Here is a 17396-nt window from a genome sequence, read left to right on the forward strand (position 1 = left end):
CCGTGGCCCGCCCGCTCTCCTTCGCAGCCTTGCTCACTCGTCCTACTTCACGACGAGGGTGGTCCACGTCTTGACCCACTGGTCGCGGTTCTTGGCGATGGCCTCCGGGGCGACCGTCTCGGGCTTCTCGATGACCACGCCGTGCTTGGTGAACAGCTCCGGCAGCGCCGCGTCCTTGGTCACCGGGTTCACGAACATCTGGAGCGGCATGTCCTCCTGGAACTTCTTGGAGATCAGGAAGTCCAGGAGCGCCTTGCCGCCCTCCTCGTTCTTCGCGCCCTTGAGGAGACCCGCGAACTCGGTCTGGCGGAAGCAGGTGCCCGTCGAGACGCCCGTCGGGGCCTCGGCCGGCTGCGGCTCGCCGTAGAGGACCTCGACCGGCGGGCTGGAGGCGTATGAGACGACCAGCGGCCGGTCGCCCTTGGCCTTCTTGCCGCCGGCCGAGCCGGAGAAGCGCTCGTTGTAGGCCTGCTCCCAGCCGTCGACGACCTCGACGCCGTTGGCCTTGAGCTTGCTCCAGTAGTCCTTCCAGCCCTCGTCGCCGTACTTGCCGACGGAGGCGAGGAGGAAGCCGAGGCCGGGCGAGGAGGTCGCGGCGTTCTCGGTGACCAGCAGGTTCTTGTACTCCGGCTTGATCAGGTCGTCCAGCGTCTGCGGCGGGGCGAGCTTCTTGTCGGCGAAGTAGGCCTTGTCGTAGTTCACGCAGATGTCGCCGGAGTCGACGGGGGTGACCCGGTGCTCCTTGTCGAGCACGAACTCGGGCTTCACGCCGGCCAGGCCCTTGGCCTCGTACGGCGTGAAGATGCCGTTCTCGAGGGCCCGGGAGACGAGCGTGTTGTCCACGCCGAAGAAGACGTCGCCGCGCGGGGAACCCTTGGTCAGGATCTCCTGGTTCAGGGCCGCGCCCGCATCGCCCGACTTCAGGACCTTGACGGTGTAGCCGCTCTGCTGCTCGAACTCCCCCAGGACCGTGTCGGTCACGTTGAAGGAGTCGTGCGAGACGAGGGTGATCGTCTTGGACTTCGGGGCGTCGCTCGCCCCGGCGGACTTGTCCTTGGCGTCGCCGCCGCAGGCGCTGAGCGTGGTGACGCCGAGCGCGGCCGCGAGCGCCACGCCCGCCATCTTCTTGGTGGTGCTCATTGGTGCATTCCTCCTGGGATGTCCAGGAGAAGACGCGGCCCTGCCCGGCGCTCTGTGGAGCGGACGCCGGGCAGGGCGCAACAGCTTGAGTGATGACCGAACTTCCTACCCCGAATGACCGGGGCGAGGTTCAGAGGGTCTGCGGTGACGGTTACCGCACTCTCAGCGCTGTGGCGCTCCCCTGTCGGAATATGAAATTGGTTCGGCCACAGGGTACCCCGTGGCCGAAAGCAAACGTTGCCTGGCGGAAATCAGCGCTCCGAGGCGGCGAGCTGGCCGCACGCGCCGTCGATCTCCTGACCACGGGTGTCGCGTACGGTCACGGGCACGCCGTGGCGGGCGATGGCGTCCACGAAGGCCTTCTCGTCCTCGGGCCGCGAGGCGGTCCACTTCGAGCCCGGCGTCGGGTTCAGCGGGATCAGGTTGACGTGCACGCGCTTGCCCTTGAGCAGCTTGCCGAGCAGGTCGCCACGCCAGGCCTGGTCGTTGATGTCGCGGATCAGGGCGTACTCGATGGAGATGCGGCGGCCGGACTTCTCCGCGTACTCCCAGGCCGCGCCGAGCACCTCGCGGACGTTCCAGCGGGTGTTCACGGGGACCAGGGTGTCGCGCAGCTCGTCGTCCGGGGCGTGCAGGGAGACGGCGAGGCGGCACTTGAAGCCCTCGTCGGAGAAGCGCAGCATCGCCGGGACCAGGCCCACGGTGGAGACGGTGATACCGCGCTGGGACAGGCCCAGGCCGTCGGGCTCCGGGTCGGTGAGGCGGCGGATGGCGCCGACGACGCGGTTGTAGTTGGCGAGCGGCTCGCCCATGCCCATGAAGACGATGTTCGACAGCCGGGCGGGCCCGCCCGGGACTTCGCCGTCGCGCAGGGCGCGCATGCCGTCGACGATCTGGTGCACGATCTCGGCCGTCGACAGGTTGCGGTCGAGACCGGCCTGGCCGGTGGCGCAGAACGGGCAGTTCATGCCGCAGCCGGCCTGCGAGGAGATGCACATGGTGACCCGGTCCGGGTAGCGCATGAGCACGGACTCGACGAGCGTGCCGTCGTGCAGCTTCCACAGGGTCTTGCGGGTGGTGTCGTCATCGCAGGAGATGTGGCGGATGACGTTCATCAGGTCCGGCAGCAGCTCCTGCTGGAGCTTCTCGCGGGACCCGGCGGGGATGTCGGTCCACTCGGCAGGGTCGTGCGCGTACCGGGCGAAGTAGTGCTGCGAGAGCTGCTTGGCCCGGAAGGGCTTCTCACCGATCGCGGCGACCGCCTCCCGGCGCTCCTCGGGGGTGAGGTCGGCGAGGTGCCGGGGCGGCTTCTTCGCTCCACGAGGGGCGACGAAAGTGAGCTCTCCCGGGACTGGGCGGGCCATGGCAGGTACTCCTTGTAAGACGAAAGGCGCGCCGCAGAAGCAGCGCGCCTTCCAAGAGTAACCGCCCCGCCTGTACGGGCGCCTTTTCGCAGGTCAGCCGGTACCGACGAACAGGGCGAGCAGCAGCCAGACCACCGGGGCGGTCGGAAGCAGGGAGTCCAGCCGGTCCATGATGCCGCCGTGACCCGGCAGCAGCGTGCCCATGTCCTTGATCCCGAGATCCCGCTTGATCATGGATTCGCCGAGGTCACCGAGCGTGGCGCTGACCGCGACGGCGAGGCCGAGCACCAGGCCCTGCCACCAGACGCCCCCGTCGATCAGGAACTCCATGCACAGCGCGCCGGCCCCCATCGCGAAGGCCACCGCTCCGAAGAGCCCCTCGCGGGTCTTTCCGGGGCTGATGCGCGGGGCGAGCCTGGTCTTGCCGAACCGCCAGCCGACCGCGTAGGCCCCGGTGTCGCTGACCACGGTCAGGACCAGGAAGGTGACGACCCGCTGCGGCCCGTCGTCGGCGGTGAGCAGCATCGCGACGAACGTGGCCAGGAAGGGTACGTAGAACGCCGCGAAGACTCCGGCGGTGACGTCCTTGAGGTAGTCCTCGGGCGGCTCGGTCATCCGCCACACCAGGACCGCGAGGGCGGTCAGCGCCATCGCCACCCAGGCGCCCTCGGCCCCGCGGACGTATCCGGCGATGACCATCGCCGCACCGCCGATCGCGAGCGGGACCAGCGGGGCCTTGATGCCCTTCTTCTCCTGGAGCCGGGAGGTGAGCTCCCACAGACCGACGACGACCGCCACGACGACGACGCCGACGAAGACCGCCTTGACGATGAACAGCGAGGCGAAGATCACCGCGCCGAGGCCCACTCCGACCCCTATGGCGGCACGCAGGTCCCGCCCGGCCCGCTTCTTCTGAGGCGGGGGCGAGGCGTCCTGCGGTGCCGGCGAAGGCGGGGTCGGCGGGGGGCTGGGCATGGGCTCCTGCGGCGGCGTATCGGCGCGGAAGAGGGGGCCGCCGTCAGCGGCGGCCCCCCGATCGCGTGCTTCCCGGTCGTCGAAGTCACGGCCGGCGGCATCGGGCACGATGGGCATGGGCCGAGTGTGCGGGCCCACCAGCGCATCGTAGGCGGGACCCGCCGGAACCGGCTCCGGCTGCCAGGAAGTGTCGTTCATCAGACTTCGAGGAGCTCGGCTTCCTTGTGCTTGAGCAGCTCGTCCACCTGCGCGACGTACTTCGCGGTGGTGTCGTCGAGCTCCTTCTCGGCGCGGCGCACCTCGTCCTCGCCGGCTTCCTTGTCCTTGACGAGCTTGTCGAGGGCGTCCTTCGCCTTGCGGCGGATGGCGCGGATCGAGACCTTGGAGTCCTCGGCCTTGGTGCGCGCGACCTTGATGTACTCCTTGCGGCGGTCCTGCGTCAGCTCGGGGAAGGTCACCCGGATGATGCTGCCGTCGTTGCTGGGGTTGACGCCCAGGTCGGAGTCGCGGATGGCCGTCTCGATGTTGCGCAGGGCGCTCTTGTCGAACGGGGTCACGATCGCCATGCGCGGCTCGGGAACCGAGAAGGAGGCGAGCTGGTTGATGGGCGTGATGGCGCCGTAGTACTCCGCCACGATCTTGTTGAACATCGCCGGGTGCGCACGACCGGTGCGAATCGCGGCGAAGTCTTCCTTGGCGACGACGACGGCCTTTTCCATCTTCTCCTCGGCCTCGAGGAGGATCTCTTCGGTCACCACGTGCTCCTGCATGTCAGAAATGGATGGTTCAGGCGGACGGGGCCTGCTCAGGCCCGGGTGCCCTGGTCGCTCACGAGCGTGCCGATCTTCTCACCCTTGACGGCTCGCGCGATATTGCCCTCGGCGAGCAGCTCGAAGACGAGGATCGGCAGCTTGTTGTCGCGGCACAGCGTGATGGCGGTGGCATCGGCGACCTTGAGGTCGCGCGACAGCACCTCGCTGTACTCCAGCGCGTCGAACTTCACCGCGTCCGGGTTCTTCTTCGGGTCGGAGTCGTAGACCCCGTCGACGCCGTTCTTGCCCATGAGCAGGGCTTCCGCGTCGATCTCCAGGGCGCGCTGGGCGGCCGTGGTGTCGGTGGAGAAGTAGGGCATGCCCATGCCTGCGCCGAAGATGACCACGCGGCCCTTCTCCAGGTGGCGCACGGCGCGCAGCGGGATGTACGGCTCGGCGACCTGGCCCATGGTGATGGCCGTCTGGACGCGGGAGTCGATGCCTTCCTTCTCCAGGAAGTCCTGGAGGGCGAGGCAGTTCATGACCGTGCCGAGCATGCCCATGTAGTCGGACCGGGCCCGGTCCATGCCGCGCTGCTGGAGTTCGGCGCCGCGGAAGAAGTTGCCACCGCCGATCACGATCGCGATCTCCGCGCCGTCGCGGACCACCGCGGCGATCTCGCGGGCGATGGCGTGGACCACGTCGGGGTCGACGCCGAGTCCTCCGCCACCGGAGAAGGCCTCGCCCGACAGCTTCAGCATGAAGCGGCGGCCCTTCTTGTCCTGGTCGCTCTTGTCGTCGGAAGCGGTGTGGGTGTCCACGCCCTGATTCATGGAGATCTCCTCGTGCACATACGAAGAAGGCCATTGCCGGTGGGTCCTCGCGGTTCCCTCTACGGCAATGGCCTCCTCGTCAGATCTGCGGTCGCCCTGCGCGAACGCGGGCGACTGCTTCAGACCCTACCGGGGTCCGGTGTCCGTCGCGTACGGACGGACTCAGATGCCGACCTTGATGCGCGAGAAGCGCACCAGGGTGACACCGGCCTCGTCCAGAACCTTCTGGACGGACTTCTTGGCGTCCAGGGCGTACGCCTGGCCAAGCAGGGTGTTGTCGCGGAAGAAGCCGTTGACACGACCCTCGACGATCTTCGGCAGCGCGGCCTCCGGCTTGCCCTCGGCGCGGGTGACCTCTTCGGCCACACGACGCTCGGACTCGACGATCTCGGCCGGCACGTCCTCAGCGGAGAGCCACTTCGGCGCGAACGCGGCGATGTGCTGCGCGACGCCGCGGGCGACCTCGGCGTTCTCCTTGTCGAGCTCGACAAGGACACCGATCTGGAACGGCAGGTCGGGCATCGTGCGGTGCATGTACGCCGAGACGTAGCCGCCGGTGAACTGCGCGAAGCGGTCCAGGACGATCTTCTCGCCGAGGTTGGCGTTGGCCTCGTCGACGAACGCCTGCACGGTCTTGCCGGGCTCGATCTCGGACGCCAGGAGCGCCGCGGTGTCGGCCGGGGACGTGGCGGCGATGTGCTTGGCCAGCTGCTCGGTGACGGCCTGGAACTTGTCGCCCTTGGCGACGAAGTCCGTCTCGCACTTCAGCTCGACGAGGACACCGGAGGTGTTGTCGTCGGAGATGACGGAGACGACGGCGCCGTTCTCGGCAGAACGGCCTTCGCGCTTGGCGACGCCCTTCTGACCCTTGATACGGAGTGCCTCGACGGCCTTGTCGACGTCACCGTCGGCCTCGACCAGCGCGTTCTTGCAGTCCAGCATGCCGACGCCGGTGAGCTCGCGGAGCTTCTTGACGTCAGCGGCGGTGTAGTTCGCCATGAGTCTGTGATTCTCTCTCGAAGTCGTAGATCTACGGGTGAACGGCGGAGGAGTCGCGCTCGTGGCGCGGCTCCCCCGCCGTCATCGTCCGTGCTGTGAGTGCCCGGCGCATGAACGCCGGGCGCTCTCAGTGGGTCAGGCCTGCTCGGCGTCGGCGGCCGGAGCCTCGACGACGGCCTCGGCGACAACCTCGGCCTCGGCGGCCGGAGCAGCCTCAGCCTCGGCCTCGACGGCGGGGGTCTCGACAGCGGCCTCGGCCGGAGCCTCAGCGTCGTCGGCCTTCTTCTCACCCTCGAGCAGGTCGCGCTCCCACTCGGCGAGCGGCTCGGCAGCGGCCTTCTCGCCCGGCTTCGAGTCGCCAGTGGCGGCACCGGAACGGGCGATGAGGCCCTCGGCGACGGCGTCGGCGATCACGCGGGTGAGCAGGGTGACGGAGCGGATCGCGTCGTCGTTGCCCGGGATCTTGTAGTCGACCTCGTCGGGGTCGCAGTTGGTGTCGAGGATCGCGACGACCGGGATGTGGAGCTTGCGCGCCTCACCGACGGCGATGTGCTCCTTCTTGGTGTCGACGATCCAGACGGCGCTGGGGACCTTCGACATCTCGCGGATACCACCGAGGGTCTTCTCCAGCTTGATCTTCTCGCGAGAGAGGACCAGGAGCTCCTTCTTGGTGAGACCCGAGGCGGCGACGTCCTCGAAGTCGATCGCCTCAAGCTCCTTCAGACGCTGAAGGCGCTTGTAGACGGTGGAGAAGTTGGTGAGCATGCCACCCAGCCACCGCTGGTTGACGTAGGGCATACCAACGCGCGTCGCCTGCTCGGCGATGGCCTCCTGGGCCTGCTTCTTGGTACCGACGAACATGATGGAACCGCCGTGGGCGACGGTCTCCTTCACGAACTCGTAGGCGCGGTCGATGTACGACAGCGACTGCAGCAGGTCGATGATGTAGATGCCGTTGCGCTCCGTGAAGATGAAGCGCTTCATCTTCGGGTTCCAGCGGCGGGTCTGGTGACCGAAGTGGACGCCGCTTTCCAGCAGCTCCCGCATCGTTACGACGGCCATGGCCATCTCCTTGTTTTCTCGGTTTGGTTCCTGACGCCCCTGTCGCGCCCTGCCCCCGCAGAGGGGACCGAGAGACGCTGTCACCTGGCCCTGAGGGGCCGGTGCTGGGGCGTGCGAAGTCGACCCGGTGACCCGGATCGCCACAAGAAGTGTACGGGACCCGGTGGTATGCCGGATGACGCGGTTGTCCACAGCGCCCCGGCCGTCCACAGGGCCGGGCGGAGCCGGCACCCGGATTGGGACCCTTCACCTCATGACGAAGCTGCTGCTCACCGTGCTCATGGCCCTGGGCCTCGCCCTGAGCCCCGCTCCACCGACACCGGGACCGGCGGGGCCGCCAGGGTCTGCGCCATCGCGTGCTCCGGGCGCCGCGGGGGCCCCGGGCGGACGCCCGCTCCCGTCCCCCCTGACCGTGGTCCGCTGGTGGGACCCGCCCCCGACCCCGTACGCGGCGGGCCACCGCGGGGTGGACCTGGCGGCCCCGGTGGGCGCGGAGCTCCGCGCGGTCGGTCCGGGCCGGGTCCACTACGCCGGACCGGTCGCGGGCCGCGGGGTCCTCTCGCTGACCCTCCCGAACGGCCTGCGCACGACGTACGAACCGGTCCGCCCCCTGGTGGTGCAGGGCGCCGAGGTCACGACGGGCCAGGTGGTGGCCCTCCTCACGGACGGCCCCCACTGCCCCCGCTCCTGCCTCCACTGGGGCCTCCTGCACGCGGAGACCTACCTCAACCCCCTGGCGCTCCTCCCGCGCCCGACGCCCCGCCTGCTCCCCCTGACCGCTCTTCAGCCGTCCGGCGCGTGAGGACGCAGCTCAGCCCCCGACGCCCCGCAGGGCCATGGCGACCGCCGCGTCCGTGACCACGACGGGGTCTTCCCCGGCGCCGGCCTCGATCCGCCGGACTGCGGCGTCCACCACACCCTGGAGCAGCATCGCGGCCAGCCTCGGCTCCGCCTGCCCCAGCGCGGCCAGCGCCTCCACGATCATCGCGATCAGGCTCCCGTGCGCCGCGCGGATCTTCTCGCGCGCCCCGGCGTCCAGCTCGCTCGCCGAGATCGCCACCACCGCCCGGTGCCGCTTGTCCCCCACCAGCCCCAGCTGGCAGCGCACGTACGCCTCGATCTTCGCCTCCGGCGCTTGCGCCTCGGACATCGCCGCCTCGATCTCGGCCGCCCACACGGGGAAGTCCACCGCGCACAGCTCTTCGACGACGGCCGCGCGGGACCGGAAGTACTCGTATACGGAGGACCGGGCGAGGCCGGTCCTCTCGGCGAGGGCGGGGAAGGTCAGCGCTTCCGTCCCCCCTTCGGACAGCAGGGAACGCGCGGCGTCCAACAGGGCGCCGCGCTGCATCGACCGGTGCTCGGCCACGGAGGCCGCTCGAATCCTGGGCACGCGTCCACTCTACGGATGTACCGCAAGGCCGTCGCACGCTCTCGGCCGCCGCCCTGGTGCCCCGGGGCCCCGGTTCAGCGCCCGACGTCCGCCAGCTTCGCGCGCAGCTGCAGGACCGACTTGGTGTGGATCTGGCTGACGCGGCTCTCGGTGACCCCGAGGACATTGCCGATCTCGGCGAGCGTGAGGCCCTCGTAGTAGTAGAGGGTCACCACCGTCTTCTCCCGCTCGGGCAGCGTGTTGATGGCCCGCGCCAGCAGCCGCCGCAACTCCCGGTCCTCCGCGACCTCCACCGGGTTGTCCGCGGCGGTGTCCTCCAGGGTGTCCATCAGCGAGAGGCGGTCCCCCTCCCCGCCCACGTGCAGCAGCTCTTCCAGGGCGACCACGTTGGCCAGCGACAACTGGCTGAAAACGGCGTGCAGATCCTCCACGCCGATGCCCATTTCGCCGGCGACCTCGTGCTCGGTCGGGGTGCGCCGCAGCTGAGCCTCCAGCGTGGCGTAGGCCCGTTCCACGGCGCGCGCCTTCTGCCGCACCGAGCGGGGGATCCAGTCCAGCGCCCGCAACTCGTCGATCATCGCGCCGCGGATGCGGGTGATCGCGTACGTCTCGAACTTGATGGACCGTTCGATGTCGAACTTCTCGATGGCATCGATCAGTCCGAAGACTCCGGAGGAGACGAAATCGGCCTGTTCCACATTGGGCGGCAGACCGACGCTGACCCGGCCCGCCACGTACTTCACGAGGGGCGAGTAGTGCAGGATCAGCTGCTCCCGCAGCCGCTCGTCACCCGAGTCCTTGTACGAGCGCCACAGCACCTCCAGGGACGAGGGCGCGGTGGACCGCTCGCTGCTGCGCGCAGCGGGGGGCACCGCAGCGCGGTCGGACCCTGAGGTGTGCTGGGGCATGCTTCGCCTTTGCCGGAGCCGGATTCCTTGGGAGCGTAGCGTGACGGAAGTGTCGCGGTGCGCGAAGAGTACGGGATCGCGCGGGCCCGGAAGGGCGCCCCGACTCGCGCGGGCGACCCGGGACCGGCGCCTGGCGCACGGTCCCGGCGGGTGCCACCGGGAAGACCGCGTCTCTCATCGCCTTCACTCTTTCACCGGAACGCCCCAGGTCAACGACCGCCTCGCCGGGCGACTGTGCTTTATGCGCCTCCTCTCGGCCGCTTCGGGGTCAACTGCCAGCCGTCGCCCTGCCGTTCGACGAACCCCAGAGAGTGAAGTTCGTACAGTCTGCCGATGACTTCATCGGTTCCGGTGCCCGCCGCGAGGGCCAGTTCCTCCAGGTCCGCGAGGCGCCCCGCCGGGAGGGCGTCGAGTACCCGGACCGCTTCGGGACCCAGCAGGTCCCGGGCGATCACGGGGCCCCGCCGCTCGGGGGCCAGTTCTCCCATCCCTCCGACCAGCTCGATGACCTCCGCCGCATCCGTGACCAGCGAGGCCTCACCGCGCAGCAGTTCGTGCACGCCGGCCGAGAGCCCGCTGGTGGCCGGGCCCGGGATGCCCATGGTGATCCTCCCCAGCGCCTGGGCCCGCCGGGCGGTGACCAGGGACCCGCTGCGGTGGGCCGCCTCCACGACGACCGTGCCCCGGGTCAGGGCGGCGATGACGCGGTTGCGCAGGACGAAACGGCTCGGCGTGGGGTGGCTGCCGGGCGGCAGCTCTCCGAGGAGCAGCCCCTGAGCGGAGATCCGGCCGAGCAGTCCGGCGTGGCCGCGCGGGTAGGGCACGTCCACCCCGCAGGCCAGCACGGCGGCCGTCGCTCCGCCGGCGGCGAGGGCCCCGCGGTGGGCGGCGCCGTCGATCCCGTAGGCGGCGCCCGAGACCACCACCCAACCGCGCTCGGCGAGTTCACCGGCCAGGCTCTGGGCCATGTGTGCCCCGTACGGGGTGCACGCGCGGGCTCCGACAACCGCCACGGAGCGCAGGGCCCAGGCCCGCAGGCTCGGCCTGCCCCGCACCCACAGCCCGACGGGCCGGGCGTCACCGAGGTCGTCCAGCTGACTCGGCCACTCCGCCGACCCGGGGCAGACGAACCGGCCCCCGGTCTCGGCGGCGACCGCCAGGTCCCGCCGGGGGTCGGCCGACACGGCCCGGCTGCGGTATCCGGCGAGCCGCTCGCCGCCGACCCCGGTCAGCGCCCCGGGCTCCGGCGCGGGCCCGGTCAGCAGCCGTATCAGCCCGACCGCCCCGTACGCCCGCAACCAGCGCCCGCCGTGCTCCTCCCCGGGCTCCAGGACCCGGGTGAGCGCGGCCCGCGCGAGCACCTCACCCGCGGGCTCCGCCTCCGCCTCCGTCTCCGGGCCGGATGCCGGGCTGCGTCCCGGGCCGGGTCCCGGGGCCGGCGCCGCGGCGGTCATGAGGCGGCGTCCAGGTGCGCCGTGGCTCCGCGGGCGATTCCGGTGCGCAGCTCGAGGGCGACCGCCACGTCCAGGGCGTCCGGGCGGTCCCGGCTCCGCAGGTCGGCCACCGTCCAGGCGACCCGGAGCACCCGGTCGAGCCCCCGCGCGGTCAGCAGGCCGCGCTCCAGGTCCCGCTCGGCCTGGGCCAGCGCTCCCGGGGCGGCCGGCCAGCGGGTCCGCAGCTCGTGGCCCGGGACCTCCGCGTTGAGCCGCCAGGGCGTGCCGTCGAGCCGGGCCGCCGCCCGGTCGCGGGCCTCCCGGACCCGCGCGGCCACCACCGCCGTGGCTTCGCCGCGGCCCCCGCGTCCCAGCAGATCGGAGCGGGTGACCGGCTCGACCTCCACGCGCAGGTCCACCCGGTCCAGCAGCGGGCCCGAGAGCCGGGCCTGGTAGCGGCGGATCACCGAGGCCGGGCAGTCGCAGCCGGTCCCGTGCAGGGTGTGCCGCCCGCAGGGACAGGGGTTGGCGGCCAGCACCATCAGGAACCGGGCCGGCAGGCGTACCACTCCGGCGGCGCGGGCGATGACCACGTGTCCCGCTTCGAGGGGCTGCCTCAGGGCGTCCAGGGCCTTGGTGCTGAACTCCGCGGCTTCGTCGAGGAACAGCACCCCCCTGTGGGCCAGGGACACCGCTCCGGGCCTGGCCACACCGGCTCCGCCCCCGACGAGGGACTGCATGGTCGCCGAGTGGTGCGGGGCGCAGTACGGGGGCCGGGCGACGAGCGGTTCGCCCGGGGGCAGGATTCCCGCGACCGAGTGGACGGCCGTGACCTCCAGGGAGTCCTGTCGGGTGAGCGGGGGCATGATCCAGGGGATCCGCTCGGCCATCATCGTCTTGCCCGCGCCCGGCGGTCCGCTCAGGAAGAGGTGGTGGCCCCCGGCGGCCGCCACCTCCAGGGCCCGGCGTGCCGCGTACTGTCCGGCGACGTCGGCGAGCTCGGGGAAGTCCCTCCCGTCGCCGTCGCGGGCCACCCCCGTGCCGAGTCCGGCGCCGGGGACGACCAGCCCGGCGAGCATCGGGTCCGGGCGCCCGGACGGATCCGGTGGATCCTCCTCGGGGACCTCCCCCTCGGTGAGCACCGCGATCAGTTGCCGCAGGCTGCGTACGCCGAGCACCGAGACGTCCGGGACGAGCATGGCCTCGGCCGCGCACTGCTGCGGGACCACGACCTGCCGGTATCCGGCCTCGGCGGCGGCGAGCACCGCCGGCAGGATCCCGCGGACGGGACGCACCCGGCCGTCCAGCCCCAGCTCCCCGATGAGGACGAGATCGGCGATCGCCTTCGGGTCGACCACTTCGGCGGCGCCCAGCACGGCGGCCGCAACGGCCAAATCGAAGCCGGCACCGCTCTTCGGGACCGACGCCGGGCTGAGGCCGACGGTGAGCTTCTTCTGCGGCCAGGCGGCGCCCGAGTTCACCACGGCCGCCCTGACCCGGTCCCGGCTCTCGACCAGGGTCTTGTCGGGCAGCCCCACCAGGGAGAAGGTGGCGACCCCGGGCTCCAGGTCGGCCTGGACCTCCACCACCACGCCGTCGACACCCACGAGGGCGACCGAGCAGGCCCGCGCGAACCCCATCAGGCCGCCCCCCTGACGTGCTCCACCACGGGCCCGCCGCGCCGCGGCAGGAGGACCCCGACGAGATCGATGCGCACCCCGCCCGGGGGTGGTCCCCCGTGGTCGGCCAGCCAACGCCCGGCGAGCCTGCGCAAGCGCTCGGCCTTGGCGGGCCGCAGCGCGGCCATGGGATGTTCGAACTCCCCCGCCCGCCGGGTCTTGACCTCGCACACGACGAGGGCGTCCCCGTCCCGGGCGACGATGTCGATCTCCCCGCCGCGGCACCGCCAGTTCCGCGCGATCACGGTCATCCCGGCCTCGGTGAGCCGCCGCGTCGCGAGGTCCTCGCCGTACCGCCCCAATGCCTGCTGTGCCACGCCCTTCGCGTTCATCCGGCACCACCTCCGGCACCGACGATCCCGCGTCCCCGCCCACCTAGTGGATCTTGGTGGACAACCGGGGTGATGTGGACAACCGCGTCACCCCGGCGAGGGAATCAGCTGCCCGGAAGTTCGAGATCGCTCTTGTTGAGCTCCTCGATGTTCACATCCTTGAAGGTCAGCACCCGCACCTGCTTGACGAACCGAGCCGGTCTGTACATGTCCCAGACCCACGCGTCGGCCATCGAGACCTCGAAAAAGACCTCCCCCTGTACCGAGTGCACCTGCATCTCGTAGTCGTTGGTGAGGTAGAAACGGCGTTCGGTCTCGATCACATACTTGAACAGCCCGACGACGTCGCGGTACTCGCGATAGAGCTTCAGCTCCATCTCGGTCTCGTACTTCTCGAGGTCCTCGGCACTCATGGCATGTTCCCCTTCAGCCGTGCGTCCCCCTATTGTGCGCCAGGCCCGTGCGCCCCTAAACGATTTCCGGGGCCAGGTTCACGGGCGCACCCGGGGGACCGTCGTCGAGCAGCGTGCGGAGCAGCTCTGCGAGTCTGGTCGGGTACACCGTCTCATGGGCCGCAAGCAGTTCCTCGGAGGTCCACCACCTGGTGCCCGAGACGCTGCGGCGCTCCAGCTCGGTGAGGCCTCCCAGCACGGTCGCCGTCTGGGTCGTGCGGGCCAGGAAGTACCACTCGTCCTGCTCCCAGCGGCGCCCGTCGAAGGGGAACGAGCAGTAGCGGTGCCACAGCACCGGCCCCAGTTCCACGTCGGTGATCCCGGTCTCCTCCGCGAGCTCGCGGAGCGCGGCCTGTTCCCGGGTCTCGGTCCCTTCCAGGCCGCCGCCCGGGGTGAACCACCAGTCGTCCGCCGGGTCTCCCGGCTCGAAGCCGTGCAGCAGCAGGACCCTGTCCTCGGGGTCCAGCAGGATCACCCGCGCCACCTTGCGCGGCCCTCCCAATCCGCACGGCCCTCCCGGCCCGCCCGGCCCGGAACCGGCCCCCGGCCCCGCCGTCGCGTCAGCGGACATCGGCCCGCTCCTGCCTCCGCCCGCGCCCGAGAACCCGTACGACCGGCCCGTACGCCGCTCCGAGCACCACCAGGGCGGCTCCGGCCACCACCGCGGTCACCTGGAGCAGCAGCGGCCCGGGCGTCGAGGCCCCGCCCGGCAGGGCGGCGTAGGCCCGGGGCCGCTCCAGCATCGACATGTCGGGCCACGCGAGGGCGTCGACGCGGCCGGTCACCGCCGAGCGGGCCACCGTCCCCTGCCCGGCCTCCGCCAGGTGTGCCCGGGAGTCCAGCGAGGCTCCGCGCCGGTCGCCGAGCAGGAAAAGGTTGCCCTCCGGCACCGTCACCTCGAACGGCGTCCGGGAGGCGGACCCGCCCGGGGCGCCCGCCACGTCGAGCTTCTCCTCTTCGATGTACGGCTCGTCCAGCGCCTTGCCGTTGACGGTGAGCCGGCCGCCGTCACCGCAGCACTTGACCGTGTCCCCGCCGACGCCGACGACCCGCTTGACCATCGGCGAATCGCTCCACTGCCCGTCCTTGAAGATCACCACGTCCCCGCGGCGCACGTCCTCCCCGGCGATGCGCTGCGCCAGCACCCGGTCTCCGGGCTTCACGGTGGGCACCATCGAGTCGGTCGGCACCGTGTACGGCTGGTACACGACGGCTCCCCACACGAACCCGCCCAGGAAGAGCACAAAGCCGATGGCCACGGCGACTCCCGACAACATGCTGCCGAGAGCACCGCGGCCATCGCCGTCACCTGCTCGTATTGCTTGTGTTCCGCCCATTGCAAGCGCCCCCACACTCGGAGATCGTCGACCTGGGCGGCACCCTACCTGTCGGTACGCCCCGCGGTCAGCCTCCGCCTGCGCCACAGCACGACCGGCACCGCACCGGCGAACCCGAGGGCGGCCGGGCCGAGCCCGACCGGCGCCAGCCCGGCGGCGTCCAGGCCGAGCGCGGTGGCCTTGGTCTGCGTGCCGATGCCCGGCTGGTCGTAGGTGTCCGGAACCGGCAGGGTGGACCAGCGGGTGACCGGCCAGGCCACCACCACGGCGCGTCCGACGACATCGCTGACGGGCACGAAGCCCTGGGTGGGGTCCTGCTGGTGGTAGCGGGAGTCCTGCGAGTTCTGCCGGTGGTCGCCCATCACCCAGATCTTGCCCTTGGGCACGGTGAGCGGACCGAAGGGGAAGTCGTCGCACGGGGTGTTGCCCGGGAAGATGTACGGCTCGTCGAGCTCCTTGCCGTTGACGATGACCGGTCCGCCCTTCTTGCACTCGACCGTGTCACCGCCGATGGCGATCGTCCGCTTGATCAGGTCCTTCTCCTCGGCGGACGGCATGAGGCCGATCCAGCTGAGGGCCTTCTGCGCGATGTTGGGTTCCGGAGTGACCTCGTTGCTCAGCCAGTTCGACGGGTCGTGGAAGACCACGACCTCACCGCGCTCGGGCTCCGATCCGAACCACGGCGTCAGCTTGTCCACGAGCACCCGGTCGCCGCGCTGCAGGGTGTTCTGCATCGAGTCGGAGGGGATCGAGAAGGCCTGCACCAGGAAGGTCTTGATCAGCAGAGCGAGCAGCAGGGCGATGCCGACCAGGAGCGGCAGCTCCTTCCAGAACGAACGGTGCGGGCGTGCCGCGGCGCCGTCCTGCGCGTCGTCGCCGTCGTTCTCGACGGCATCGGGCCTGGAGGAGTCACTCGGCTCCTCGCCGCCCTCGTCGCGTCCGGACCGTGCACCAACCGCCACGTCCCCCACATCCACTCCTCGTTCGGATATCTACGCCCGGACCTGGTGAGGCACGGGCCCTCCCCTCCCCTAACGAGCGGGAGTTCCCGAAGGCGCGGGAGACCAAGGACACACTATGCGAACGAGGAGCCGCCCCGGCGCCCACGGGGCGCGCGGCGACCGCCGCGCGCCCGGTCGGGAACCATGCGGAAGGTGGCGGGCTGTTCCAGCCGGTGCCAGTGCCCGAAGGGCCAGGCGATCACCACGGCCTCGCCGACCACGTCCTTCTCGTCGATCGTGCCGTGGAACGCCTCGTCGAGGTGGTAGCGGGAGTCGGCGGAGTTCGCCCGGTGGTCGCCCATGACGAAGATCCGTCCGGCGGGCACCTGCACCTCGAAGCGGATCTCCGAGGGCACGTTGCCCGGGTTCACGTACGGCTCGTCGAGCGGCGACCCGTTGACGCTGACCCGGCCCCGGGCGTCGCAGCACTTCACGCTGTCCCCGCCGACGCCGATGACCCGCTTGATCAGGTCCTGTTCGTTCGCCGAGGGCAGCAGGCCGATGAAGGTGAGGGTCTGCTTGATCTGCTTGATCCCCACCGGGTCCTCGGTGGTCTGGACGTTGTCCGCGCTCAGCCAGCCTCCCGGGTCCTTGAACACGACCACGTCCCCGCGCTCGACCTCGGAGCCGAACCACGGGGTCAGCTTGTCCACCAGGACCCGGTCGCCGATCCGGATCGTCTGCTCCATGGAGCCAGACGGGATGAAGAAGGCCTGGACGAGGAAGGTCTTGAGGATCAGGGCGATGCACAGCGCGACCACCACGAGCAGGGGCAGCTCCCCCACCCGGCGGGTCCGCCGTCTGCGCCGGACCCGGCGGGCGAGGCGACGCCGTTCGGCCCGGCCGCCCGGCTCCGGGGGCTCGGCCGCCCCGTCCGGCTCCGGCTCGGGCTCCGGGTCGGCGCCACCGTCTTCGTATCCGTGCCGGTCGCCCCGCGGTCGCCCGCGGCTACCCACGGCCACCGCCCACGGAGCCCGCGTCACCCCAGCGCGACACCGGCCAGCCGATCCAGTCGGCCCGCCCGATCACCTTCTCCACCGGCACCATCCCCCCGCCCGGCTCTCCGAGGTGGTCCCGGGAGTCCCGGGACTGGGAACGATGATCACCCATGACCCACAAGGTCCCGAGGGGCACGACGACGCGGAACGGCACTCTTGACCCCGAGTCGCCGGGGAAGAGGTACGGCTCGTCCAGCAGCACCCCGTTGACCTTGATCCGGCCGTTCTCGTCGCACACCACGTCGTCGCCGCCGACGCCCACGACCCGCTTCACGAAATCGGAGTCCGCGGGATCGGCCAGCCCCAGCGCCGAGGCCGCCCCGTGCAGGGCGTCGCCGATCGGATTGCCGTCCGCGTCCTCCCGTACGAAGGAGCCCGTGCCGTCGAAGACCACGACGTCCCCGCGCTCCGGCCGGCCGCCGAAACGGTACGCCAGCTTGTTGACCAGCACCCGGTCCCCGACGGCGAGCGTGGGCTCCATCGAGCGGCTCGGGATCAGGAAGGGCTGGACCACGAAATTGCTGAACAGCAGCAGGAAGACGGTGCAGGCCACGCCGAGCAGCCCGGCGCGCCGCCAGGTCAGCCAGCCGGCCGTCGCGGGGCCGGAACCGGGACCGGAACCGGGGCCCGGCGCGGCCTCCGCTCCGGAAAACACGAAACGCGACCTCTCCTCCCCCTCGTCGGGGGAAGAGTGGCCGCGCTGCGTGTGAGGTGCTTCGGTGTCCATCGGGGGCGAGC

At 71.0% G+C, this 17396-nt stretch carries 19 protein-coding genes and 1 riboswitch; of the genes, 1 reads left to right on the forward strand and 18 read right to left on the reverse strand.

Annotated features, from left to right (window positions below; genetic code table 11):
* Positions 1–42: 42 nt before the first annotated feature.
* The 7 genes from MTF69_RS24180 to rpsB all read right to left on the reverse strand — a co-directional run bounded on the left by MTF69_RS24180 (position 43) and on the right by rpsB (position 7125).
* Positions 43–1140: a thiamine ABC transporter substrate binding subunit gene (locus MTF69_RS24180; protein ID WP_243337644.1), complete on the reverse strand. Its 1098-nt coding sequence runs from the start codon at positions 1138–1140 to the stop codon at positions 43–45.
* A gap of 84 nt (positions 1141–1224) precedes the next feature.
* Positions 1225–1333, reverse strand: a riboswitch (TPP riboswitch).
* 58 nt (positions 1334–1391) lie between these two features.
* The gene (gene rlmN, locus MTF69_RS24185) at positions 1392–2504 is read right to left on the reverse strand and encodes a 23S rRNA (adenine(2503)-C(2))-methyltransferase RlmN (protein WP_243337645.1); all 1113 of its coding nucleotides are present in this window, start codon (positions 2502–2504) and stop codon (positions 1392–1394) included.
* 93 nt (positions 2505–2597) lie between these two features.
* Positions 2598–3677, reverse strand: a complete 1080-nt coding sequence (locus MTF69_RS24190) for a phosphatidate cytidylyltransferase (protein ID WP_243337646.1) — start codon at positions 3675–3677, stop codon at positions 2598–2600.
* The gene (gene frr, locus MTF69_RS24195; protein ID WP_112453867.1) at positions 3677–4234 is read right to left on the reverse strand and encodes a ribosome recycling factor; all 558 of its coding nucleotides are present in this window, start codon (positions 4232–4234) and stop codon (positions 3677–3679) included. Before frr ends, MTF69_RS24190 begins: the two co-directional genes overlap by 1 nt.
* Before the next feature lie 50 nt (positions 4235–4284).
* A complete protein-coding gene (gene pyrH / locus MTF69_RS24200) occupies positions 4285–5064 on the reverse strand; it encodes a UMP kinase (protein ID WP_243337648.1) in 780 nt (259 codons plus the stop codon).
* A gap of 162 nt (positions 5065–5226) precedes the next feature.
* Positions 5227–6063, reverse strand: coding sequence for a translation elongation factor Ts (gene tsf, locus MTF69_RS24205; protein ID WP_243337651.1), 837 nt, complete (start codon positions 6061–6063; stop codon positions 5227–5229).
* Between the two features lie 135 nt (positions 6064–6198).
* On the reverse strand, positions 6199–7125 hold the full coding sequence (rpsB, locus tag MTF69_RS24210) for a 30S ribosomal protein S2 (RefSeq protein ID WP_243337652.1): 927 nt from the start codon (positions 7123–7125) through the stop codon (positions 6199–6201).
* Between the two features lie 253 nt (positions 7126–7378).
* On the opposite strand from rpsB, the gene MTF69_RS24215 reads away from it, so the two are divergent.
* Positions 7379–7927: a M23 family metallopeptidase gene (locus tag MTF69_RS24215; protein ID WP_243337654.1), complete on the forward strand. Its 549-nt coding sequence runs from the start codon at positions 7379–7381 to the stop codon at positions 7925–7927.
* 9 nt (positions 7928–7936) lie between these two features.
* On the opposite strand, the gene MTF69_RS24220 is transcribed toward MTF69_RS24215, so the two are convergent.
* The 11 genes from MTF69_RS24220 to lepB (MTF69_RS24270) all read right to left on the reverse strand — a co-directional run bounded on the left by MTF69_RS24220 (position 7937) and on the right by lepB (MTF69_RS24270) (position 17385).
* Positions 7937–8494, reverse strand: coding sequence for a TetR/AcrR family transcriptional regulator (locus MTF69_RS24220; protein ID WP_243337839.1), 558 nt, complete (start codon positions 8492–8494; stop codon positions 7937–7939).
* A gap of 98 nt (positions 8495–8592) precedes the next feature.
* A complete protein-coding gene (gene whiG / locus MTF69_RS24225; RefSeq protein WP_243337655.1) occupies positions 8593–9426 on the reverse strand; it encodes an RNA polymerase sigma factor WhiG in 834 nt (277 codons plus the stop codon).
* A 239-nt stretch (positions 9427–9665) separates the two neighbouring features.
* Complete coding sequence (gene dprA / locus MTF69_RS24230) at positions 9666–10880, reverse strand: DNA-processing protein DprA (RefSeq protein WP_243337657.1); 1215 nt, start codon at positions 10878–10880, stop codon at positions 9666–9668.
* Positions 10877–12499, reverse strand: a complete 1623-nt coding sequence (locus tag MTF69_RS24235) for a YifB family Mg chelatase-like AAA ATPase (protein ID WP_243337659.1) — start codon at positions 12497–12499, stop codon at positions 10877–10879. The genes dprA and MTF69_RS24235 overlap by 4 nt, the downstream gene beginning before the upstream one ends.
* Positions 12499–12870, reverse strand: a complete 372-nt coding sequence (locus MTF69_RS24240) for a YraN family protein (protein WP_243337661.1) — start codon at positions 12868–12870, stop codon at positions 12499–12501. Before MTF69_RS24240 ends, MTF69_RS24235 begins: the two co-directional genes overlap by 1 nt.
* Positions 12871–12974: 104 nt before the next feature.
* A complete protein-coding gene (locus tag MTF69_RS24245; RefSeq protein WP_005311352.1) occupies positions 12975–13283 on the reverse strand; it encodes a DUF2469 domain-containing protein in 309 nt (102 codons plus the stop codon).
* Positions 13284–13338: 55 nt separating this feature from the next.
* Positions 13339–13893 carry an NUDIX hydrolase gene (locus MTF69_RS24250; RefSeq protein WP_243337662.1) on the reverse strand — a complete coding sequence of 185 codons (555 nt, stop codon included), beginning with the start codon at positions 13891–13893 and terminating at the stop codon, positions 13339–13341.
* Positions 13883–14659, reverse strand: coding sequence for a signal peptidase I (gene lepB / locus MTF69_RS24255; RefSeq protein ID WP_243337664.1), 777 nt, complete (start codon positions 14657–14659; stop codon positions 13883–13885). Before lepB (MTF69_RS24255) ends, MTF69_RS24250 begins: the two co-directional genes overlap by 11 nt.
* Positions 14660–14703: 44 nt before the next feature.
* The gene (gene lepB, locus MTF69_RS24260; protein ID WP_374323674.1) at positions 14704–15621 is read right to left on the reverse strand and encodes a signal peptidase I; all 918 of its coding nucleotides are present in this window, start codon (positions 15619–15621) and stop codon (positions 14704–14706) included.
* A gap of 113 nt (positions 15622–15734) precedes the next feature.
* Positions 15735–16616, reverse strand: a complete 882-nt coding sequence (gene lepB / locus MTF69_RS24265; protein ID WP_374323676.1) for a signal peptidase I — start codon at positions 16614–16616, stop codon at positions 15735–15737.
* On the reverse strand, positions 16609–17385 hold the full coding sequence (lepB, locus tag MTF69_RS24270; RefSeq protein WP_243337668.1) for a signal peptidase I: 777 nt from the start codon (positions 17383–17385) through the stop codon (positions 16609–16611). Before lepB (MTF69_RS24270) ends, lepB (MTF69_RS24265) begins: the two co-directional genes overlap by 8 nt.
* Positions 17386–17396: the final 11 nt, after the last annotated feature.

Origin of the sequence: Streptomyces sp. AP-93 (assembly GCF_022808175.1) — a bacterium.
GTDB lineage: Bacteria > Actinomycetota > Actinomycetes > Streptomycetales > Streptomycetaceae > Streptomyces.